General features: G+C 65.5%; 18 protein-coding genes and 1 pseudogene. 9 read left to right on the top strand and 10 right to left on the bottom strand.

Going from position 1 to position 22694, the window contains the following annotated elements; translation table 11 throughout:
• Positions 1–145: 145 nt before the first annotated feature.
• Together D1Y85_RS19985 and D1Y85_RS19980 are read left to right on the top strand one after the other, a co-directional pair.
• A complete protein-coding gene (locus D1Y85_RS19985) occupies positions 146–1588 on the top strand; it encodes a cache domain-containing protein (protein WP_124152806.1) in 1443 nt (480 codons plus the stop codon).
• The gene (locus tag D1Y85_RS19980) at positions 1585–2223 is read left to right on the top strand and encodes a response regulator (protein WP_124152805.1); all 639 of its coding nucleotides are present in this window, start codon (positions 1585–1587) and stop codon (positions 2221–2223) included. Before D1Y85_RS19985 ends, D1Y85_RS19980 begins: the two co-directional genes overlap by 4 nt.
• Before the next feature lie 55 nt (positions 2224–2278).
• On the opposite strand, the gene D1Y85_RS19975 is transcribed toward D1Y85_RS19980, so the two are convergent.
• Positions 2279–2878 carry an MlaC/ttg2D family ABC transporter substrate-binding protein gene (locus D1Y85_RS19975; RefSeq protein ID WP_124152804.1) on the bottom strand — a complete coding sequence of 200 codons (600 nt, stop codon included), beginning with the start codon at positions 2876–2878 and terminating at the stop codon, positions 2279–2281.
• A gap of 190 nt (positions 2879–3068) precedes the next feature.
• Between D1Y85_RS19975 and hpnN the strand changes: the two genes are divergently transcribed.
• Together hpnN and D1Y85_RS19965 are read left to right on the top strand one after the other, a co-directional pair.
• The gene (gene hpnN, locus D1Y85_RS19970) at positions 3069–5705 is read left to right on the top strand and encodes a hopanoid transporter HpnN (RefSeq protein WP_124152803.1); all 2637 of its coding nucleotides are present in this window, start codon (positions 3069–3071) and stop codon (positions 5703–5705) included.
• Positions 5695–6714 (top strand): annotated as a pseudogene (locus tag D1Y85_RS19965) (MlaA family lipoprotein); the annotation flags it as partial. The gene hpnN and the pseudogene D1Y85_RS19965, both read left to right, overlap by 11 nt.
• A 704-nt stretch (positions 6715–7418) precedes the next feature.
• On the opposite strand, the gene D1Y85_RS19960 reads toward D1Y85_RS19965, so the two are convergent.
• Positions 7419–7919: a MarR family winged helix-turn-helix transcriptional regulator gene (locus D1Y85_RS19960; RefSeq protein ID WP_124152802.1), complete on the bottom strand. Its 501-nt coding sequence runs from the start codon at positions 7917–7919 to the stop codon at positions 7419–7421.
• A gap of 190 nt (positions 7920–8109) precedes the next feature.
• On the opposite strand from D1Y85_RS19960, the gene D1Y85_RS19955 reads away from it, so the two are divergent.
• The 3 genes from D1Y85_RS19955 to D1Y85_RS19945 all read left to right on the top strand — a co-directional run bounded on the left by D1Y85_RS19955 (position 8110) and on the right by D1Y85_RS19945 (position 10847).
• The gene (locus D1Y85_RS19955; protein ID WP_124152801.1) at positions 8110–9159 is read left to right on the top strand and encodes an alpha/beta fold hydrolase; all 1050 of its coding nucleotides are present in this window, start codon (positions 8110–8112) and stop codon (positions 9157–9159) included.
• Positions 9160–9223: 64 nt separating this feature from the next.
• The gene (locus D1Y85_RS19950; RefSeq protein ID WP_124152800.1) at positions 9224–9640 is read left to right on the top strand and encodes an organic hydroperoxide resistance protein; all 417 of its coding nucleotides are present in this window, start codon (positions 9224–9226) and stop codon (positions 9638–9640) included.
• A gap of 106 nt (positions 9641–9746) precedes the next feature.
• Entirely contained in the window at positions 9747–10847 is a 1101-nt protein-coding gene (locus D1Y85_RS19945) for a thioredoxin family protein (RefSeq protein ID WP_124152799.1), read from the top strand.
• Between the two features lie 54 nt (positions 10848–10901).
• Here D1Y85_RS19945 and D1Y85_RS19940 read toward each other — a convergent pair whose 3' ends face one another.
• The 7 genes from D1Y85_RS19940 to D1Y85_RS19910 form a co-directional block, all read right to left on the bottom strand.
• A complete protein-coding gene (locus D1Y85_RS19940; RefSeq protein WP_124152798.1) occupies positions 10902–11642 on the bottom strand; it encodes a phosphorylase in 741 nt (246 codons plus the stop codon).
• Complete coding sequence (shc, locus tag D1Y85_RS19935) at positions 11639–13690, bottom strand: squalene--hopene cyclase (RefSeq protein WP_185219051.1); 2052 nt, start codon at positions 13688–13690, stop codon at positions 11639–11641. Before shc ends, D1Y85_RS19940 begins: the two co-directional genes overlap by 4 nt.
• Entirely contained in the window at positions 13687–14955 is a 1269-nt protein-coding gene (gene hpnE / locus D1Y85_RS19930; protein ID WP_124152797.1) for a hydroxysqualene dehydroxylase HpnE, read from the bottom strand. Before hpnE ends, shc begins: the two co-directional genes overlap by 4 nt.
• On the bottom strand, positions 14955–15806 hold the full coding sequence (hpnD, locus tag D1Y85_RS19925; protein ID WP_124152796.1) for a presqualene diphosphate synthase HpnD: 852 nt from the start codon (positions 15804–15806) through the stop codon (positions 14955–14957). The genes hpnE and hpnD overlap by 1 nt, the downstream gene beginning before the upstream one ends.
• A 231-nt stretch (positions 15807–16037) precedes the next feature.
• On the bottom strand, positions 16038–16994 hold the full coding sequence (locus D1Y85_RS19920) for a sensor domain-containing diguanylate cyclase (protein WP_124152795.1): 957 nt from the start codon (positions 16992–16994) through the stop codon (positions 16038–16040).
• A complete protein-coding gene (locus D1Y85_RS19915; RefSeq protein WP_124152794.1) occupies positions 16991–17614 on the bottom strand; it encodes a chemotaxis protein CheC in 624 nt (207 codons plus the stop codon). Before D1Y85_RS19915 ends, D1Y85_RS19920 begins: the two co-directional genes overlap by 4 nt.
• On the bottom strand, positions 17607–17984 hold the full coding sequence (locus D1Y85_RS19910) for a response regulator (protein ID WP_124152793.1): 378 nt from the start codon (positions 17982–17984) through the stop codon (positions 17607–17609). The genes D1Y85_RS19915 and D1Y85_RS19910 overlap by 8 nt, the downstream gene beginning before the upstream one ends.
• 585 nt (positions 17985–18569) lie before the next feature.
• Here D1Y85_RS19910 and D1Y85_RS19905 point away from each other — a divergent pair.
• Both D1Y85_RS19905 and D1Y85_RS19900 read left to right on the top strand, forming a co-directional pair.
• On the top strand, positions 18570–20843 hold the full coding sequence (locus D1Y85_RS19905) for a hybrid sensor histidine kinase/response regulator (RefSeq protein ID WP_124152792.1): 2274 nt from the start codon (positions 18570–18572) through the stop codon (positions 20841–20843).
• 170 nt (positions 20844–21013) lie between these two features.
• A complete protein-coding gene (locus D1Y85_RS19900; RefSeq protein WP_124152791.1) occupies positions 21014–21700 on the top strand; it encodes a hypothetical protein in 687 nt (228 codons plus the stop codon).
• 69 nt (positions 21701–21769) lie between these two features.
• Here the strand turns inward: D1Y85_RS19900 and D1Y85_RS19895 are convergent, their stop codons facing one another.
• Positions 21770–22324 carry an NADPH-dependent FMN reductase gene (locus D1Y85_RS19895; RefSeq protein ID WP_124152790.1) on the bottom strand — a complete coding sequence of 185 codons (555 nt, stop codon included), beginning with the start codon at positions 22322–22324 and terminating at the stop codon, positions 21770–21772.
• Positions 22325–22694 lie beyond the last annotated feature (370 nt).

Here is a 22694-nt window from a genome sequence, read left to right as displayed (position 1 = left end):
GGAACATCGCGGCGAATTGCAGCGCAGCGCATGACGCATGTGTGCCATGCTCTGGGCGTGTAGTATTCGCTTTCGCCAATAGCCTTACAAGCGGACTACTACGTAAGCGGTCTACGTGGAATTACGTAGCCGCAGGCAGTTCACCATGACCCTGAAGACGAAGATTTTTCTGCTCGCCGTTGTGCCGTTTCTGGCCGCGATCGCGGGCGTCGGCATCGGTGTGCGCTACCAGGCCACTACGCTCGCGCAGACGCAGCACGCGACGACGCAGGGCGCCTACCTTTCGAGCAAGCAGGAAGAGTTGCGCCACTACGTCGAACTCGCGATGAGCGCAATCGAGCCGCTCTACGACGCGAGCGCCGACGCCTCGCCCGCCGATATCGCCGCGCGCCAGGGCGAGGCACTCGCCACGCTGCAAAAGATGGACTTCGGCCCGGATGGCTATTTCTTCGTCTACGACATGCATGGCCGCTCGCTGATGCACCCGCGCGAGCCCAATCTCGTAGGCCGCAATCTCTGGAATCTGCGCGACCCGCAGGGCACGCTCACCATCCAGCGGCTGATCGCCGCGGCCTCGCAGGGCGGCGGCTTCGTGCAATACACGTGGATGCGGCCCACCACGGGCAAACTCGCGCCGAAGCTCGGCTATGTCATTCCGCTCAAACGCTGGGGCTGGATGATCGGCACCGGCATCTATCTCGACGATGTCGATTCCACGCTCGCGCACATCGACGAACGTGCGTCCGCCAACATCGAACACACACTGTGGTGGCTCGGCGCGATCGCGCTAGCGGGCGTCGGCGCAATCGCGCTCGGCGCGTTGGTGCTCAACGTAACGGAATACCGCAGCACCGATGCGAAGCTCAAACGCCTCGCCCAGCAGGTGGTCGAATCGCAGGAGGAGGAGCGCGCGCGGCTCTCGCGCGAACTGCACGACGGCATCAGCCAGATGCTCGTCTCCGTCAAGCTGATGCTCGAATCGGCACTCGCGCGGCTCGAAGGCAGCACGACGCGCGACCCGGCCGCCGAAAGCTCGCTCGCCACGGGCCTCACACGTTTGTCCGAAACGCTGCGCGAAGTGCGCCGCATCTCGCACGCACTGCGTCCGTCGATGCTCGACGACCTCGGCCTCGCCGCAGCGCTCGAACAGCTCACGCGAGAACTCAGCGCGGAGTCGGGCATTGCGATCAGCGTCACGCAGTCCGTCTCGCCCCCGCCACCGCGGAAGGCGCGCGCCGTGGCACTGCCCGACGCGGTAAACACAGCGCTCTTTCGCATCGCGCAGGAGGCACTCACGAACATCCTGCGCCACGCCCACGCGCCACGCGCGGCACTTACGCTCGACGTGACCGCCAGCGGCGTCACGCTGACCGTCGCCGACAACGGCCGCGGCTTCGACGTGGTGCACGCCCAATCCGATCTGCGGGCGGGGCTCGGGCTGCGAAACATGCGCGAGCGGCTCGAATCGCTCGGCGGGGAACTCACGATCAGCTCGCAGCCCGGACACACGGTCCTGACCGCCTGGGTGCCAGTCACGGCGACGAAAGCCACTGCAACGGTATCGGCAACAAGTAAAGAGACATCATGAACGAAACAGCCAGGCGGGCGCGCATCGTGCTCGTCGACGACCATCCGCTCGTGCGCGACGGCCTGCGAGCCCGGCTCGAAGCGGTCGCGGGATTCGTTGTCGCCGGCGAGGCCGACAACGCCGACGAGGCGCTCGCCCTCGCCGCCACGCTCGAACCCGACCTCGTGCTGATGGACGTCGGCATGGCCGGGATGAACGGCATCGCGCTCGCGGGCATCTTTCACGAGCGCTTTCCTGCGATCCGCGTGCTGATGCTCTCGATGCACGACAACGTCGAATACGTGACCGAAGCGGTGCGCGCGGGCGCGAGCGGCTACGTGCTGAAAGATTCGCCGTCGACGGAAATCGTGCGCGCGATCGAGGCGGTGCTCGCGGGACAGACGTTTTTCAGTGCCGGCCTGGGTGCGCGGATAATTCAGGCGTCGGCGAAGGCGACGCCGGTCGAGCGCCTGACACCGCGCGAACTCGACATCCTCGACGCGCTTGCGCAAGGGCTATCGAGCAAGCAGATCGCGCAGCGCGAGGGGCTCTCGGTGCGCACGGTGGAGACGCACCGGCTCAACCTCAAGCGCAAGCTCGATATCGAAGGTCAGGCGGAACTGATCAAGTTCGCGGTGGAGAACCGCAGGAAGTGACCGGGCGGGCCGCGAAGCCCGTGCCCGGTTTTTGCTGGTGCGCTGCGTCAGCCCGTCAGCTGCGCGCGTTGTGGTCGACGAGGAACTTGATGAGTCCGTCGATGCCGCCCTTGGCGATCTGTTCGGCGAACTGCGTCTGGTACACCTGGATCAGCCAGGCGCCCATCATGTTGATGTCGTAAATTTTCCAGCCGGATGGCGTGTTCGTGAGGCGGTAGTCGATCGCATCGTCGCCGCCGTTGCTCATCACGTGCGATTGCACGACCGTGTCCTTCGCGCCCGCGGCCGTGTTGGACGGCAGGAACTTGAAGTTCACCTGCGCATCGCGCAACTGGGAAAGCGACGCCGCATAGGTTTTCACCAGCAGCAGTTGAAACTGCTCATACAGCTTCTGTTGCTGCTCGGGCGTGGCGGTGCTCCATGCCTTGCCGATGGCGATGCGCGTGGTGCGCTGAAAGTCGGTGGCCGGAACGAAATGGGTTTCGACCACCTGGGTGATCCTTGCCATGTCGCCGCCGCGTGCCTGCGGGTCGGCCTGCATGGCCTTGACGGTGCCTTCCACGGCGTTTCTGACCGTGGTATCCGGCGAACTCTGGGCAAAGGCGGCGCCCGACACAAAGGCGGCTGCAAGAAATGCGGTGAAATAACGTTTCATACGCTCATCGGAACAGTAAGATTCAAGCGCCGGGCCGCGGTGGGCCGCAGTGGCGCATACCGGACGGGCGAATCAGTATAACGGCTTTGCGGACGTCGCTTGTGTGTGCGAGCCGCGCCCGAACGGGCGACGCCGGTATACTTATGCGCTTCGCCAAGAATAACGTCATTGACAGGGCTCCCTCGCCTGTATGCTCAAGCCATTCATCATCCACCTCGTCGCCTGGTCGGTACGACGCGCAGCGTGGGTCATCTCTCTCTCGGTCGTGCTGGCCGCGCTGTGCGGCGTATACGTCGTCCAGCACTTCAAGATCAACACGGATGTCAGCGGACTCGTCGAGAACAAAGGGACGTGGGCTGAGCTCGGCGAAGCCATCGACCGCGCCTTTCCGCAGCGCGATCAGGCGCTGCTGGTCGTCGTCGAAGCCGGCGTGCCTGAATTTGCCGACGCCGCCGCCAACAAGCTCGCCGGCGCACTCCGGGCGAACGCCAGCGAATTCACCGCGGTAACGCAGCCCGCGGGCGGACCGTTCTTCGAACACAACGGCCTGCTGTTCCTGCCCACATCGGACGTGCTTTCGACCACGGGCCAGCTCGTGCAGGCACGACCGCTCGTGAACCAGCTCGCGAGAGACCCGAGCCTCGCGGGCCTCGCCGGCACGCTCTCGACGACGCTGATGCTCCCGCTGCAGATCGGCCAGGTCAAGCTGCCGCAGATGGCCGATCTGCTTGGCCATGCCGCCGGCGTCGTCGATCAGGTCGTTGCCGGCAAACCGGCGGCGTTCTCCTGGCGCGGGCTCGTCGACAAGGATTCGGCCGTCACGCCCGCGTTCGCGTTCATCACCGTGAGGCCCGTGCTCAATTTTGCGGCGCTCAAGGCGAGCGCGAACGCGTCGGACGCGATCCGCGAGACCGCCGCGTCGCTGCACCTCGACACCGACTACGGCGCCCGTGTGCGCCTGACCGGCCAGCAGCCGCTCGCGGACGAGGAATTCGCCTCCGTCCAGGATGGCGCCGAGCTCAACGGAGCGCTCACCGCCATCGTCGTGCTTTTTATCCTGTGGATCGCGCTGCGCTCGGGCAAGCTGATCGGCGCCGTGCTCATCACGCTCGTGATCGGCCTCGTCATCACGGCCGCGCTCGGCCTCATGATGGTCGGCTCGCTGAACATGCTCTCGGTTGCGTTCATGGTGCTGTTCGTCGGCCTGGGCGTGGACTTCGGCGTGCAGTTCGGCGTGAAGTACCGCGAGGCGCGCCATCTCGACGACCGGCTCGACTTCGCGCTCCTCAAGACGGCGCGCATGATCGGCGTGCCGCTCACGCTCGCCGCCATCGCCGTCGCCGAAAGTTTCTTTTCGTTCCTGCCGACCGCCTATCGAGGCCTCGCCGAACTCGGCCAGATTGCGGGCGTTGGCATGTTCGTCGCGTACCTCACGAACATGACCCTGCTACCCGCGCTCATCAGCGTGTTCAAACCGCACGGCGAAGCGCAGTCCCCTGGCTTCGCGTTTCTCGCGCCCGTCGACACGTGGCTCGCCGAGCACCGCAAGGCAGTGCTCATCGGCACGCTCATCGTCGTCATTGGTGCGACGCCGTTGCTGTTCAACCTGCGCTTCGACTTCAATCCGCTGCACCTGAAGGACCCGCGCACGGAGTCGATGGCCACGCTCATCGCGCTGAAGAATTCGCCGGTGATCTCGATCAACAATGTGAGCGTGCTCGCGCCGTCGCTCGAGGAGGCGGACAAGATTGCCGCGAAGCTCTCCAAGCTACCGGAAGTCGGCCGCACGACGACGTTGAGTACGCTGATCCCCGACGACCAGCAGCAAAAGCTCATGCTGATCTCGAGCGCCGCGCAGCAGCTCTTGCCCGCGCTCACGCAACAGCCGTCCGCGCCGGTGACCGACGAGGTGCGCGTAGCGACGCTCAAGCGCACCGCGAACCAGCTCTCGCTGGCCGCGGAAGATCATCCGGGCCCGGGCGCGGCGGAGGCGCAGCATCTGTCCGCGGCGCTGACAAAGCTCGCCAGCGCTGACGCAGCTACGCGCGATCGCGCCGAGCGGGCCTTCAGCGCGCCGCTCAAGCTCGCGCTATCGCAACTGGCCAACCTGCTGCAGCCGACGCCGATCACGCGTGAGTCGCTGTCGCCCGAAATGGTGCGCGACTGGGTGGCGCCGACGGGCGAGGCGCTCGTCGACATCGCGCCGCGCGTGCCGGGGGGCATCGATCCCAACGACGACCGGATGCTCGCGCGCTTCTCGCATGCGGTGAAGGCGGCGGAGCCTCGCGCGATCGGCGGGCCGATCTCGATCCTGCATTCGGCGAACGTGATCATCCTCTCGTTCCTGCAGGCGGCGGCATGGTCGGTACTGCTCATCACGGTGCTCCTGTGGATCACGCTGCGCCATTTCGGCGACGTGCTGCGCACGCTGATTCCTCTGCTGGTATCGGCGCTCGTGACGCTGGAGCTGTGCGTCGTGTTCGGCATCCAGCTCAATTTCGCGAACATCATCGCGCTTCCGCTGATGCTGGGGGTTGGCGTCGCGTTCAAGATCTACTTCGTGATGGCGTGGCGCGCGGGCCAGACTGGTCTGCTCCAGTCGAGCCTCACGCACGCGGTGCTCTTTTCGGCTGCGACGACCGCCACCGCGTTCGGCAGCCTCTGGCTGTCGCATCACCCGGGCACGTCGAGCATGGGCAAGCTGCTCGCGCTATCGCTGTTCTGTACGCTGATCGGCGCGGTGGTGTTCCAGCCAGTGCTGATGGGCAAGCCGCGCGTCGTGAAACGCGCGGGGTCGCAACGCCGGGAATCAATCGATGAAAAATAAACGAGCCGCGCTGATCATGGCCGCGGCGAGCCTCGTGCTCCTCGCGACGTCGGGGTGCGCCACCGGCCCCAATAGCACACCGGGCGATCCGTTCGAACCTGCGAACCGCGCCATCTTCAAGTTCAACGACGTGGTCGACCGAACCGTCGCCCAGCCCGTCGCCAAGGGCTACCAGAAGGTGACGCCGCAGCCACTGCGCCAGGCAATCAGCAACTTCTTCTCGAACCTCGGCGACATCGGCAACTTCGCCAACAACCTGCTGCAACTGAAGATCGTCGACGCGACCGAAGACCTGATGCGAATCGCGATGAACACGACTTTCGGCCTTGGCGGCTTGATCGACTTCGCGACGCCCGCTGGCCTGCCGAAGCACCATCAGGACTTCGGTCTCACGCTCGGCCACTACGGCGCGCCCGCCGGTCCGTACCTCGTGCTGCCGCTGTTCGGGCCGAGTTCGGTACGCGACGGGATCGGCATGGCGGTCGACGTGAAGTTCAACATACTGAACTACATCGAGCCCGCGGTACGCAATCCGCTGTACTTGTCGCAGTTCGTCAGCACGCGTTCCGACCTGCTCGGCGCGACCAATCTGCTCGAGCAGGCGGCGCTCGATAAATACTCGTTTGTGCGCGATGCGTTCCGCCAGCAACGCGAGTCGCTGCTGCGCGGCGCGGCGGGCAGACAGGCGCTGCCGGACTATGGCGATCCGGACCACCCGGGTGGCTCGGACAAGCCGAACGGTGTACCCAATTACGAGGATCCGGGTGATTCCGGCGGAACGGGCGGTAAGGGCGGTCCGAACAGTAACGGCTTGCCGAATTACGACGATCCAGGCGCGTCTGACGACAGCGGCAGCGCAAACGGCACGTCGACGGCAACGGCAACGGGGACGGCCGGTGAAGCTGCCGTCGCGGATGGCGCCGCGGCTGCGATTGCCGCGCCCGCAGGCGCGTCCGGAACGGCTGTGGCGGTTGCACCGGCGGTGCCTGCGGCCGCATCGGCATCGGCTCCGGTTGCGGCGTCTGCCGTTCCAGCGCAAGCACCTGTAGCGCCAGCAGACACCACGGCGAATCCCACCGTTCCGGTCCCTGCTTCGGCCCCTGTCGCGAATGCCCCTTCCGCCGCCCCTGCTGCACCAGCCAGCGCGTCCGGGACGACCGGGATTGCCGGACCGGCAACACCTGCGGCCGCATCGGCTCCGGTTGCGGCGTCTGCCGTTCCAGCGCAAGCACCTGTAGCGCCAGCAGCCACCACGGCGAATCCCACCGTTCCGGTCCCTGCTTCGGCCCCTGTCGCGAATGCCCCTTCCGCCGCCCCTGCTGCACCAGCCAGCGCGTCCGGGACGACCGGGATTGCCGGACCGGCAACACCTGCGGCCGCATCGGCTCCGGTTGCGGCGTCTGCCGTTCCAGCGCAAGCGCCTGCTGCGCCAACAGGCGCCGCAGCACTGCCTGCCGTCCCGGCGTTCGCTCCTGCCGAGTGACTTACGCCCCGCTACGGCGGGGCGGTAACCTGAAACACGTCTTCACGCCGGTTCGCGCGACCTGCGAACGCTCGTGCGCGTTGGCCGCCGCAGCCCGCACGCGAATCGCAGCGCGCCCTCAACTGCGATAGCTGCGCCCTGAGGCCTCTGACGTGGTCGCTTCACACGCGTCACCCGCCGCAGTTCGCTGACCACCGCCCGCGCGCGACTCACATTCGACCCGGCACTCCTTACTCGTCGGGCAAAACGACGCTCTCGGTGACGTCGGCTACGCTTTCCGAAGCGGCAATCAGATTGCTGCGCAGGTTGACGATGGCCTTCTGCAGCGCACGGAATTCCTCCGGTGCCAGGCCTGCCGCCTTCGCCGTCACCTCGCGGAAGGCGAACGCCCTTTCCCGCAACGCGCGGCCTGCCTCGGTCAAGAACACGCGCACGCTGCGCTCGTCCTCGCTGTCACGCTCGCGCCGCACGTAGCCCATCGCCTCCAGACGTTTCAGCATCGGCGTCATCGTGCTCGGCTCCAGGAACAGCTTTTCGCTCAGACCCTTGACGGTCTGGTTGTCCTCTTCCCAAAGGCAAATGACGGTCACGTATTGCGGGTACGTGAGGCCAAGCCTCTCCAGCACCGGCTTGTAGACCCGCGAGTAGGCGAGGTTCGTGGAATAGATGGCGAAGCACATGAAGTCGCCGAGCTTTGCCGTTTCCTTGCCGGGTTCGCCTTTCTTGCTCATCGGGCACCTCCCAAAATATTTATCACGATAATCATTATTGTACTTGAACATCGAGAACAACCCAGCTATAGTTCGCTCACAAATGATTATCGCGATAAATAAATGGGAATTGTGACGCACCAGCGTCGCGCAAGAGAAGCAACGGAACACGTCCGCACGGTCTGGCATCCGCCACCACAGGAGAAAGCAAATGAGCAAAAGCCTCAACCTCAGTCCCCGCCGCATCGTCGCCGCACTCGTCCTTGCTGGAGCGCAGTTAGCCCTGCCGGGCGCGGCACACGCCCAGTCGGCAGACGATGTACCGGCCGCGATTGTGAACACGACGGCAACCCGGACACCCGCCACGTTCAAGTCGATCAAGCAGATCGACGCCGGCGTGCTGAACATCGGCTACGTCGACGAAGGTCCGGCCGACGGTCCCGTGGTCATCCTGCTGCACGGCTGGCCGTACGACATCTACAGCTACATCGACGTGGTGCCGATCCTGACCAGGGCAGGCTATCGCGTGATCGTTCCGTACCTGCGCGGCTACGGCACGACGCGATTTCTCGACGCGAATACCCCGCGCGACGGCGAGCCGGCCGCGTTCGCCTCCGACGTCATCGCCCTGATGGATGCGTTGAAAATCGACAAGGCCACCCTCGCCGGCTACGACTGGGGCGCGCGTACCGCCGATATCGTGGCGGCCCTGTATCCGCAGCGCGTCAACGGACTGGTTTCGGTGAGCGGTTATCTGATCGGCAGCCAGGAAGCGGGCAAGCAGCCGTTGCCGCCGGGGGCGGAACTGCAATGGTGGTACCAGTTCTACTTCGCCACCGAGCGCGGCCGCCTCGGCTATGAAAAGAACCACCATGATTTCGCCCGGCTGATCTGGCAAACGGCTTCGCCGCAATGGCACTTCGACGACGCCACCTTCGAGCGCAGTGCCGCCGCTCTGGACAATCCGGATCAGACCGCCATCACGATCCATAACTACCGCTGGCGTCTCGGTCTGGCAAAAGGCGAGCCCCAGTACGACGAACTGGAAGCGCGGCTCGCGAAGTTCCCTGCCATCACGGTCCCGACGATCACCCTGGAGGGCGATGCGAACGGCGCGCCGCATCCCGATCCGGCGTCATACGCGAAGCACTTTACCGGCAAGTACAAGCACGAGCTGATCACCGGCGGCGTGGGTCACGACCTGCCGCAGGAAGCACCACGCGCCTTCGCCAATGCCGTGATCGAAGTCGGCCATCTTTGAGCGCCACGCATTCAGCAATCCGAAACATCTAGTTTTGTCGTTCAATCACCCGAAAGGAAACATCATGAGCACGATCGAAAACGTCCTCTACACTGGTAAGACCCACACGACCGGCGGCCGCGACGGCGTCGCGCGAAGCGACGACGGCCGTCTCGACATCAAGCTTTCGCCTCCCGGCGGCAACGGCGCAGGCACGAACCCGGAGCAGCTTTTCGCCGCGGGCTGGTCAGCCTGCTTCATCGGCGCAATCGGACGGGCTGCCAAAGAGAAGCGTGTCGCCGTGCCCGCCGATACGGCCGTAGATGCCGAAGTCGACCTCGGTACCGGCGATGGCGGGTTCTTCCTGCAGGCGCGTCTCACGGTGAGCCTGCCCGGCCTGCCGCGTGCTGTCGCTCAGGAGCTGATCGAGGCCGCACACCAGCTTTGCCCTTATTCGAAGATGTCACGCGGCAACATCGACGTGACCATCGCGCTGGCCTGAGCCATCGTCGAAACCACCCGGACTGCACGGGAGCGAGCTGGTGCTGGTCCGCCACTCGCTCGGCGGCATGTCCGGCTGAAATCACTTCACAGCGCGGAGATTTTTCATGACCTCGATGCTCAAAAAACTCTCCATCGCAGCCGGTGTTTGCGCCGCGCTTGGCGTCGGTGTGGCCACGTTCACAGCCTTGCCCGCTGCCAGTGCGGCGGGAGATAAATCCATGCAAACGTATCGAAGCGACTTGCCGAAGCTGGGCCCTCTTCCGTCGCTGGCTGGAGCGTCGACGTGGCTGAATTCTTCCCCGCTCGACGCGGCACAAGTGCGCGGCAAGGTCGTGCTGGTCGACTTCTGGACGTACTCCTGCATCAATTGCATTCGCACGTTGCCGCATGTGCGCGCGTGGGCGCAGAAATACCGCGACAAGGGTCTGGTCGTGATCGGCGTACACACGCCGGAATTCGACTTCGAGAAAGACACCGGGAATATCAGCAAAGCGATAGCGCGTTTCAAGCTGGATTACCCGATTGCGGTCGATAGCGACCATCACATCTGGGACGCCTTCCACAACAACGCGTGGCCGGTCTTCTATATCGCCGATGCGCAAGGGCAGGTGCGGGCGCGCATCGTCGGCGAAGGCAATTACGACAAGGTGGAGAAGGCGATCCAGTCGCTACTCGCCGAAGCCGGCAAGCACAACGCGATGGGCGCTCTCACCGCGCCGCAGGCCAACGATGAGCAGGCCTCGCCCGACATCGCGCACCTGGGCTCGGGCGAAACCTATGTCGGTTACGCGCAGGCGTCGAATTTCGTCGCGCGCGGCGGCTTGAAGGAGGACGTTGCCCACGACTACGTGGCAAGCACGCCGGGGCTCAATGAATGGAGTTTTTCCGGAAACTGGACGGTCGGCGCGGAGCGCGCAAGCCTGAACCGGGCAGGCGGCGGCATCGTTTATCGCTTCAGCGCGCGCGATTTGCATCTTGTCCTGGGACCGGGTGCCGGCGGAAGTCCGGTGCGATTCCAGGTGACGGTCGATGGCGGCGCGCCGGGCGAGAATCACGGAACGGACACCGATGCCAACGGTAAAGGCGTCGTCACCGAAACGCGCCTTTACCAGCTCGTGCGCCAGACCGGCCCAGTGAAGGAACACACCTTCGAGATTCGTTTCCTCGATCCCGGCGTCGACGCGTTCGCCTTCACGTTCGGCTGATCGGGTCCGGGGCCGGTTCGCGCCAATAACAGGTCACTCGATGACCCGGGCGGATCACGCAGGGAAAAGGGCTCCAGATTCCACGAGCACACGTCGCGCGGCAGCGAGGGACTGGCGAGCCGCGCGGGCATCGGCGGCGATGCGCAGCAGGCCGCCCAGCTGCGCGGGCTCGCGAGCGAGTTCACGCAGGACTGGAAGGATCGCCGTCGAGCCATCGTCGCGCAGGCCCGCCATAGCCGCCTTGGGCAGGCTGCGCCACGCCGGATCGACAATCGCGCGGCACACGGCGAACGGCAGGCCGCGCGCGGCCGCGGCGACCGCGGCCAGATGCGATTCCATGTCGACGGCCAGCGCGCCGCCCGTCGAACGATGGAGCGCGGCCTTGTCCGCCGCGCCCGTGAGCGGCTTCGCGACAGCCGCCTCGACGCCGCGCCGCACGCGGGCCGCGAGCGGCGACGCCTGCAACGCCCCGGCAAGCCGCGCGGACCACGCGACATCGGTTTCGATGCGCCCGAATGGGCCGTCCACCGCGTCGGCAATGACGATCGTTCCCGGTTCCAGATCGGGTGCGAGTCCGCCCGCAGTGCCGAAGCTGATCACACCCGAAGCCCCGCGCTGGAGCGCGGACTTCAGCGCGCGGTCGAGCAGGTCGGCGCGCGCGGCAAATACCGCCACGACGTCGTCGTGCCCGTCGCCTTGAGCGACGCGCGCCTCGAACGCCATCCCCGCGACGGCGATCACGGGCCGCGCGTCGTTGCGCCCAGCGCGCGTCGATGGCGTAGCGGGCACCGTCACAACCCGACCGTTACGAGCGTCGTACCGGACCGCTTGACGTTGCGATATCGTGCGAGCGCCCACAGCGGGAAGAACTTGCGATAGCCGTGATAGCGCAGGTAGAACACGCGCGGGAAGCCGGTTGCCGAGAAGCGCGTCTCATCCCAGAGGCCATGCTCGCACTGCGTCTTTTGCAGCCATTCGATGCCGCGCGCAACCGCCGGATGATTCACCTCGCCCGCGGCGATCAGCCCGAGCAGCGCCCAGGCCGTCTGCGACGCCGTGCTCGCAGCACGCTCATAGCCGCGGTATTCGAGCTTGTAGCTCGTGCCGTCCTCGCCCCAGCCGCCGTCCTCGTTCTGGATCTTCACGAGCCACTGCACGGCGCGCTTCATGTGTGCGTCATCGTGCGGGAGGCCCGCCGCGTTCAGCGCGCAGAGCGCCGTCCACGTTCCGTAGATGTAGTTCATGCCCCAGCGGCCGTACCAGCTGCCGTCGGCTTCCTGCTCTTCGAGGAGATAGTTGTACGCCCGGCGCGCCGGTTCGCTCGCGGACGGTATCTCGCCGATCTGCGCGAGCATCGACAGGCAGCGGCCCGACACGTCGGCCGTCGGCGGATCGAGCAGTGCGCCGTGATCGGAGAACGGAATGTTGTTGAGGTAGTACTGCGTGTTCTCGGGCTCGAACGCGCCCCAGCCGCCGTTGCTGCTCTGCATGCCGACCACCCACTCGCGCGCGCGGGCGATGGATTCGTCGTATGAATTCGTGTTGTCGAGCTTGTCGACGCGATGCATCGCCAGCGCGACGACCGCGGTGTCGTCCACGTCGGGATAGTGCGGGTTCGCGTACTGGAACGCCCAGCCGCCCGGACGCACATCGGGACGTCGCGAGATCCAGTCGCCGCGCACGTCGAGGATCTGGAGCGGACGCAGCCATTCGAGGCCGCGGCGCGCCGCTTCTTCGGCGCGCGCCTCGCCCGTTTCGAGCAGCGCGTGCGCCGCGAGCGACGTGTCCCACACCGGCGAAAGACACGGCTGGCAATACGCCTCGTCTTCGTGGATCACGAGCAGCTTCTCGACCGACTGGCGCGCGATCGCGCGATGCGGATGATCGGCCGGATAGCCGAGCACGTCGTACATCATCACGGAGTTGGCCATGGCCGGAAAGATCGCACCGAGGCCGTCGTCACCGTTCAGGCGTTCGTCGACGAACGCGACCGCCGCGTCGATCGAACGCTGGCGCAGATAGTTCGGAAGCAGCGGATCGGCTACACGCAGCACGCTGTCCACGGCGCGGAAGAAGCTGAACCAGCCCTTGCTCTGGTGCGGTGCGCGCTTGTTCAGGCCCGTCGTGACCGGCGCACGATGGAACAGTTCGTCGATCCGCACGCCGCGCGGATTTCTCGCGACGGGGCGCTTCGCGTTCAGCACGAGCAGCGGCACGATCACCGTGCGGGCCCAGTACGACACCTTCGAGAGGTGGAACGGGAACCACTGCGGCAGCAGCATGATTTCGACCGGCATCATCGGCACCGCATACCAGGTCACCACGCCGAAGAGCGCGAGCAGGATGCGCGTGAACACGTTCACGGATTCCGCACCGCCCGCCGCGAGAATCGCCTCGCGCGCGCGCACCATGTGCGGGGCGTCGGGCGCGTCGCCGATCATCTTCAGGGCGAAATACGCCTTCACGCTCGCGCTCACGTCCATCGCACCTTCGGCGAAGAGCGGCCAGCCGCCATCGGGCAGCTGGATGCGGCGCAGGTAGCGCGCGATCTTCTGTTCGAGTTCGAGATTCGGCGTCTCGCCGAGGTAGTGGACGAGCAGCACGTATTCGGCAGGAATCGTCGCGTCGGCCTCGAGTTCGTAGACCCAGTGGCCGTCGGCTTGCTGTGCCGCGAGGATCGCGTCGGTTGCTCGCGCGATGCTCTCGTCCAGCGCGTCGACCGGCGCCGCGGCCCCATCCGTGGCCGCGGTGTGGGCGAGCGGATCGGCGGGAGTGCTGTCGGCGGCGGTGGCGACGCCGCTTGCGAGGTCTTCGGTCGGCATGGCTTGGGATAGGTCGGTCATCGGTGTTCCATGTTTTCTGTGAGCAGCAGGTCCGCGGCCTTGCGGGCGGAGCGGAGCGCGCCTTCGATCGTCGCGGGTAGACCGGTGGCCGTCCAGTCCCCTGCTAGCATCAGATTGTTCCAGCGTGTGCGCGTCGCGGGACGACGCAGTTCCTCATCAGGTACGGCCGCGAACGTCGCACGCGGCGTCTGCACCACCTGCCACGGCGGCAGACGGTCGACAGGCAGCGACGCCGCCTCGGCCACGTTCGCCCAGACCTTGCGCGCGAGCGTCTCGGGCGGCACGTCGAGTACGGCGTGCGCATCGTGGATCGTCGCGGAAAGGCGTCCAGGCGCGGCGAATAGCCAGCCGGCCGTGCCGTTCAGCAATATCATCGGCGACGCGAGCCCGTGCGGCGGCTCGATCGCGAAGTGCACGCTGACGATCGAGGTGAAACGCTGCGGCGTCTGGATCGCGGGCACGAGCGTCTGGGCGGCCTCGGGCGGCACCGCCAGCACGACGGATTCGTCGGCGCCCACCACCACGCGGCCATTGGCGAAATCGAGTGCGACGACGCGGCGCGCCGCGTCGTCGTACACGATCTCCACAAGCGGCGACTTGAGCCGGATCGCCGCGCCACCGTGCTGCAGCATGCGCAGCGCCGGATCGACGAACGCGCTGGAAAGGCCGCTCTTCGCGACGAGCGGGCGAAACGCGTCGCCGCCGGCGACGAGCGCGTCGCGCAGCATGTTCGCCGCAAGCTCGCCGCTCGCGACGCGCGGCTCGACGTTGAGCCCCGCGAGAAACAACGGATGCAGCAGCCGGTCCCACAGCGTGCCGTTGCAGCGCATGACCTGCGCCAGCGTTCGGCCAGGCTTCGCGAACAGAAGCGGCAGCAACCCCAGATAATCGACGGTCTTCGTACCCGGCACGCGCGCGTTCGTATCGCCGATCCAGAACGGCACACGGGAGCGCGAGAAGCGCACGGTCCAGCGCGCGCGCGCCGCAAGATCCATGAACGCGAAGCCAGGATCGGCCGGACTGACGAGTGCGTCGGCCGCGCCGATCGCTCGCGTGTAGGCCAGCGTGTTCGCGTGCGACGCCAGCATCAGATGATTGCCGCAGTCGAGCGTCGCGCCGAACGCGCTGTCGTAGTAAGACCGGCAGCGTCCGCCTGCCTGCCCGGCTGCCTCGTACAGCGCGATCTGCACCCCGCGCCGCTGCAGCCGGACCGCCGTCGCGAGGCCAGCGAGCCCCGCGCCGATCACATGGACAAGCCTCGGCATCAGAACAGCGCGTAACGCGCGACGATCCACATCAGCCGGGCTTTCGGCTTGGTGATTTTCGTGCGCGGCAGGTCGAAGCCGCGGTCCAGCGTTTGTTCGAGCAGCACGCGATACACGCCCGACATGATGCGCGGCGCCTTCACCTGCGCGCGCGGCGCGGCGTCCATGATGGCGTCGGCCCGGGCGAAATACTGCTTCGCACGCTCGGCGAGCGTCTCGCACACGCGCGAGAGCGACGGATCGGCGGCAATCTGATGAGGACCCGCTATCGCGATGCCTTCGCGCGCGAGCAGCTCGCGCGGCAGATAGCTCCGGTTGATGTCGGCGTCTTCGTCGATGTCGCGCAGGATGTTCGTGAGTTGCAGCGCGCGCCCCAGATGGTGCGCCAGTTCGCGGCCCGGCTCCTCGGCCATCCCGAAGATCCTCACCGATAGACGGCCCGCCGCGCTCGCCACGCGATCGCAGTAGAGGTCGAGCGTGGCTTCGTCGGGCGCGCAGATGTCTGCCGCGGCGTCCATCGCCATGCCGTCGATCATCGCGTGGAAATCCTCGCGGCGCAGACCGAACGTGTGGATGTGGCGCGTCAGCGCCGCGAGTGCGGCGGGCGGCGTGCCGGCGTAGCAGGCGTCGATGTCCGCGCGCCACCGGTCGAGCCCGGCCGCGCGCTCGGCACGCGGCCGGTCGCTGTCGGCGATGTCGTCGACGGCGCGGCAGAACGCGTAGACCTGGTACATCGCGTCGCGTTGCGACACGGGCAGGATACGCATCGCCAGATAAAACGAACTGCCCGACGAGGCGGCAGCCGCATCAATTTGTTGTGTATCGTCCACGACGAGGTTGGAAACGGCCAAGACGATCTCCGCTGAGGGGGCGCCCGCAACGGGGGCTATCAGATATTCAGGCCCGCGGGTGATTTTCGCTCGCGCGGGTCGCCCGCGCGCGCGGACACGCACGAGGCAGCCGGTTCGCGTGCATCCTCATGGATGCCATTTGCGGCCGGAAACGGGCAAAAGTATATCAACCTTTGCATGGCGCCGCAGTCGGGCACCCGCAGATCCAGGACAAACAGGGGACGGATGTCCTCAGCCAAGCGCAACCGAGCGGTTGCGTCCCTCGCGTTTGGCGCGATAAAGGGCCTCATCGGCTTCGTTGACCACGGCCTCGTAGTCGGGCACGCCCACCCGTGCAGCGGCCCCGCCGACGCTCGCCGTTACGCAGACGGCCACGCCCTGCACCTCGATCGGTGTATCGGCGATCGAGCGGCGGATCTTCTCGGCGACGCCCATTGCATCGCCGAGCGGCGTGCACGGCAAGAGCAGCGCGAATTCCTCGCCGCCGAAACGGCCGAACACATCCTGCTTGCGCACCATGTCCGACACGCGCTGCGCCACTACGCGCAGCACCGTATCGCCCGCGACGTGGCCGAACTGGTCGTTAATGAGCTTGAAATGGTCGAGATCGAACAGCAACATCGAGAGGTCGCCGCCGTAGCGCTGCCAGCGCGTGAATTCGTCGGTGAGCCGCGCCTCGAAAAAGCGCCGGTTCGCGATGCCGGTCAGGCCATCGCGGTCGGCAAATTCGCGCAGTTTTTCGACGGCCTCTTCGCGCTCGCGCTGCATGATGCTCACGTGTGTCACGTCCGAAATCGTGACGCAGACGGCAATCACCTCGCGACCATGCATCAGCGGCATGAACGTGCAGTCCTGCTGCATATGGTCGACACCGCCCGTGATGGGCCGATCGTGATCGAAGCGGAACAGCCAGGGCCGCTGCTCCCACGAGCTGAACGCGAAGCTGCCGAGCTGGAACACGCTCTCGACCTTGCGTGCAAGCCATGCGCGCGGCAGCTCGGGAAACATGTCGAAAACCGGGCGGCCGATGACCGCCTCCGGAGCGAACCCGCTGTGGTCCTGCATGAAGCGGTTCCACATCAGCACGTTCATGTTCCGGTCCAGCACGAAAATGCCGAAACCAACCCGCTCCACGACGAGATCCGACAACGACGGCAACGGAACCGGCAGATCGGCTGATCCGGTCATAGGCTGAGCAGCAGGGCGTCGATAGCCCGGCTGACATGGTCGAGCGATTCTTCGGCCATCAACATCACGAGGTGGGCGCGAAAGCGCTGGTCCTCCAGCGCGAAGTTCACTTCGACGAGCAAGGCGAGGTCCCAGGCGAGAAGCCCCGGCCGGAACACTTCATCGAGCATGACGTGCTCGCCGAGCAGGCCCGGCTGCGTAAACACGGGCAGTCGCCCGAGCTGGTCGAGCATCGCCGAGACGCACGCGCCCGTGAGCGCGTTCGCCACGTCGAAGATCAGTTCTTTTTCGTCTTCCGGCTCGCAGCCAAACGCGGCGTAGGGACCGCCCAGCAGCGTGCCGAGCGCCATGATTTCGCCGCTTCGGCAGATCACGAGCGCCTCGCCCTTGATCTCCGAGCGAAAGCCCTGGCGCACGGCCGTCACCGGGCCGTCGATGCCGGTCATCTCGCGCAGCGCGAGCGCAGCCTCAGCCACCTCGACGACACGCACGCGCGGCACCGACAACTCGATGAACGAGCCGAGCAGCCCCGACAGCCGCGTGGCGGCCTGTCCCATCCCCAGATTGGCGATCTCCTGGAGGGCGTCGCGCTGCACTTCCGTGAAGACTGGATTAGCCATACAACCCGTACTCCTTCAGGATGGGGAGCAACGCCTCCTGGGTGACCGGTTTCTCGACGAAAGCCACGGCGCCCAGAGTGCGCACGCGCTCCTTGGCCAGCGGCTGGATATCGGCGGAAACGACGATCACGAACGAATTCAGATCCTCGTGCTGCAGTTCCTCGAGCACCTGAAACCCCGTCATGTCGGGCATCGTGAGGTCGAGAAACATCACCGCCGCGCGGCCGGCGCGATAGAGCGTCAGCGCTTCACGCCCATTCGACGCATAGGAAATCTCGACACGCCAGTCCTCGGGCAGCGCTTTCGCGAGCACCTTTCGGGCAAGCAGAGAATCGTCGGCAATCACGATAGGTAAGGACGGCGCGAGCATGGGTATGCGAAACAAATATGCGTTGGACGGACTGCATTGCCACGTTATAACGGCGGCACGAGCGATTTCTTTAGGTTTCTTTAATTTTCTTCAGGCCCGCTGCTGTCGGAGAGGGTTCGTGCAGCGAAGAGGCGCGTTATCGCGCGGCACCGCCCGTAAGCCGTGCCGTTCCTGTTCGCATGAGAGAAGTCACCCCGCAGTGGCACCGTGCGTGAAACGTCACGGTGAACGAAGCCCCAGTGTACGTATGGCCCTTTATTAGTATTTTGTTCGATTCTCGAATCAATTGAAGTGAAATGCAACTCGCCAGAAAGGCGTAATCCAATAGATTTAACTCAAATGCACACACTCAAAGAAAATAAACGATCATTTCCTTACTAGAATAGCGGCAATCCTGCTTTTGTGTACGTTTGCGCTTTGTGGATTTTCGCGAATTCAGCAGGGCGAGAAACCCGATGTACACGCCGGTTCTGCGCCATTGCGCCTGCGCCGTGCAGTTTCGCGCCATTTTCTTGTCGCCTCGGAGCACGAGCGTGGTCGTTTATGATGTCGGAAGCCTCTGCTGTCGAATTCCGCCCTCCCAAAATGACTCCTGATCGGCCCCCGCGGCCAGACGATCGCGTTCCCGCGCCGCCCCGCAACGTTGCGCCGCTACCGGCGGCGCCCAGCCACGACTTCAAGGTACGCCGGCGCACGCTGATCGCGCTCCTGATCGCGGCGATCGTGCTGCCGTGCGTCTACGTCGCCGCCATGGCCTACAACGACCTGCGCATGCGCGAAGCCGACGCCACCGACACGACGCTGCGCACGGTGCGTGTTGCACAAGAGCATGCGGTGAAGGTCTTCGACATGAACGAGGCACTCAACGCGCGCATCCTCGAGCTCGTGCAGGGCCTCGACGATAACGGCATCCGCGCGACGGAACCCCTGATACACGAAAAACTCGACGCATTCGGCGGCGGTTATCCGCAGGTGGCGTCCCTGTCGATCTTCGGGCACGACGGCGACCTGCTCGCGAGCAGCCGCCAGTCTCCGCCGCCGCCGGTTTCGATTGCCGCACGCGAGGACTTCGTCGGCATCCGCGATGGCCGCATGATCGATCACGTTTCGCCCGTGGTACCGAGCCAGCTGACCGGCAAGCGCATGTTCAACACCAGCGTCGCTCGCGAGAACAATGCTGGCGCGTTCGCGGGCCTCGTCTCGGTCGCGCTGCGGCCCGAGTATTTCAGCGCGTTCTACCGCGACCTGCTGGGCGCGCAATCGCCCATGGACCTGGGCCTCGTGCGCAGCGACGGCTCGATCCTCGCGTTCTATCCCCCGCCGCGCACCGGTGCGACGCACATCACGCCGCACACCGCGTTCGGTGACGCACTCGCCCGCGGCGCCGATTCCGGCGTCGTGCAAATGCACTCGCAGGTCGTGGGCGACGACGTGATTCTCGCGTTCCGGCGCGTCGGCTCGTATCCGGTCTACGTGTCGTGCGGCTATCGGACCTCGGCAATCTGGGCGGACTGGCGGCGACACCTGAGCGTGTTGATCATTTCGATGTTCACGCCGTCGATCGCGCTCTGGTGCGTGATCTGGCTCTCGCTGCGCCGCCTTGCAGCCGAGGAGGAATCGTGGGAGCGCTGGCAGGCCGAGGCATCGATGCGACGCTCCATCGAATCGGCCTACCGGCAATCGCGCAAGATGGAGGCGCTCGGCAACCTCGTCGGCAGCGTCGCGCACGACTTCAACAATCTGCTGATGATCGTCTCCGCGAACGTGCAAATCGCACGGCGCCGCGGCGCTGCGGGCCTCGAACGCGAACTGTCGGCGATCGAGCGCGCGCTCAAGAGCGGTCAGTCGCTCACACGCCAGTTGCTCGGCGTCGCGCGCAAACAGCCGCTGCGTAACGAGACCATTCTGATCGGCCGCTGGCTGCCGGCTAGCCGCGAGTTGCTGGGCGCGTCGCTCGGCGCGAAGGTGTCGCTCGTGCTCGACGTCGACGAAGACGTGTGGCCTGTGCTGGTCGACGTCGCGGAATTCGAACTCGCGCTCATCAACCTCGCCGTCAACGCGCGCGACGCCATGCCCAACGGCGGACGCTTCACCGTTCGCGCGCGCAACATCAGCTTCCGTCCGGGTGAAGGATTCCCGCTCGACGGCGACTTCGTGCAGATCTCGCTGGAAGATACGGGCGTCGGCATGCCGTCCGACGTGCTCGCGCGCGCCTTCGAGCCGCTCTACACCACCAAGCCGAAGGGTATGGGCACCGGCCTCGGCCTGCCGCAGGTGTTCGCGTTCTGCGAGCGCTCGGGCGGTCTCGCCGCCATCGACAGCGCAATCGGTGCCGGCACGTCGGTGCACCTGTACCTCCCGCGCACGCTGCAAGCACCCGCCGCGCAACGTCCGCCTGAGCCGCGCAAGGCTGACGCAAGCCCGCCAGAGGGCCTGCACGTGCTGCTCGTGGAGGACAACGACGAAGTCGCGGCGGGCACCGAAGCGGTGCTGCAGATGATGGGTCATCAAGTCGCCTGCGCGAACGATGCGGCGGGCGCGCTCGCGCTAATGGAGGCGGGGCATGCGCCCGCGGATGCGAGCGGCGAAGCCACCTCGCGCTTCGACCTAGTTATCTCCGATATTCACATGCCCGGCGAGATGAACGGCATCGACCTCGCGGAGGCGCTGCAGGCCATCGAACCGAAACTGCCGGTCATCCTCGTGACCGGCTACGCGGAGGAGCTGGAGCGCGCGCGTAACGTCGATGTGCGGGTGTTGTCGAAGCCGTTCGATATCGGACTGCTCGAGAAGATGCTGGAGCAGATTCAGCGAGATCGGTCTCAACGGGCGCAGCGCGAGCGCGACGCGACACTCTGAGGTCGGCTTGCGCAGCGGATCGTTGGACGGCGTGGCATTCGGACTGAGGCGGGTCCGATGTGGGGGCGGTGCGGCGACGCGGCACGGCGTTTGCGGCGCCGACCGACGCACGATGCGCGATTGAGCGCATCATGTGATCCTCACCTGGCTTTGCAGTCGAGGAGGGCACCATGAGACAGACTGTGACCGGTCGCTTCAAGACCTGGAATGACGCAGTGCACGCGCAGGACGTACTGATGCTGAAGGGCTTTGCGGCGGGAGACATCGAATTGCCCGCGCATAGCTCAAGCGTCCTCGCAGGAATCGAGCGCCTCATTGGCAGCTTCTTCGCGAATGATCCGCTGGCGCGAGGCGGTCACGACGCGGAGCACGCGCCGATGGCGCCTGGCGACATGGTGCTGGTCGGCGTGCACGTCGCTGACGAAGACCACGCAGAGCTCGCTCGCGACACGCTACGCGACGAGCACGCGATCGACATCGCGACTCGCGGCCCAGGCTGGGCCTGGGCGACGCAGGATACGCCCGTCGCACGCGAACACTCGGCCCTTGAGGAACTGGGGCTCGCGGGATTGGCCAACGCAGTGCGGCAGCGCGTTGCTGCTGCGTCTTCACCGACGCCGGCGGCTGAGCGAAAGACGGCGGACTTGTCCGGTTCAGGCAATCCCGGCAACGAGGCCGAGGCAACGGTGCTGACCGCGGCGAGCGCTCCGGGCGCGGGGGCCGTGATGGGTCACCATGTCGACGTACCCGGCGCGCCAGAAGCAACCCGGCCGGCCAAAGACGCTGCGCCACAAATCCCCGACGAATTTCTCGAGTACGAAGACGACACGCCTGCTCATCATCGGACGCTGCATTGAGCGCCCGATGGGTGCGGCTCGCCGTGAAGTCCGGGGAGCGTGCGTCTGCGTGTCTCTCTGCGAGCGGCGTCAGCGACCGAGCTGGCGCTGGATCCACGCGACGTAGCGGTCGACAAAAGACTGCAGGAATTTCCGCATATCGTCGTTGATAATTTCGCCTTTTTCGTTGATTTTGCCGTCTTCGTGCTTGATGAACATTTCAGGCAGACCGAGCAGCGAGACGTCGAGACAGGCCAGCACGGTTCGCAGATGCTGCTGCGCGATGGCCGTGCCGAGCGGGCTCAGCGAAGTACCGAGCACGGCGCCTGGCTTTCCTCGCCACGAACTCTGTCCCCGCGGACGCGATCCCCAGTCAATGGCGTTTTTCAGCACGCCCGGGATCGAGCGGTTGTATTCCGGCGTCACGAAAAGCAGCGCATCGGCCGCCTCGATCTTCTGCTTGAACTTGCGCGCGACCTCGGGAAAGTCGGCGTCATAGTCCTGGCTGTAGAGCGGCAATGCGCCAATGTCGATGAACTCGAACGAAAAGTCAGGCGGGGCCAGTGACGTCACCGCATGTGCGAGCTGCCGGTTGAACGACTCCTTGCGCAGACTGCCGACCACGACCGCGATTTGATAAGCCATCTCAGTGTCCTCGCTAGTGCGCGCGAAGCGCGGTGAAAGAGGACCTCATCATAGGCGCGAGGCCAAATTGACGAGCAGGTGATGGCCGTTGAGCCGTGCGCCTGGCAACTGGCTGTGGATAAGTCGAACACCACCGGATTTATCCACATTTTTTCTGGATAACCTTGTGGACAATTTAGCGTGAGGGTCGATACCACGGGGACTTGCGTGGGATCGTACAGCAGAAATTCGATTGCCCATATATTGGGCATTTTATATTCCGAGATTTTCGGTGCCGCTTTCGCTCGATAGATCAGAACGTTTCTCGATCGAGCAAAAGCAGGCCTGCGTGACGGCCGACTGCCGTCTGGTCGGTGAGACAACCGCGAGC

Source organism: Paraburkholderia dinghuensis, assembly GCF_003837865.1.
Taxonomy (GTDB): domain Bacteria; phylum Pseudomonadota; class Gammaproteobacteria; order Burkholderiales; family Burkholderiaceae; genus Paraburkholderia; species Paraburkholderia dinghuensis.
The sequence above is the reverse complement of the archived record's forward strand: the minus strand, read 5'-3'. Positions and strand labels throughout refer to the sequence as shown.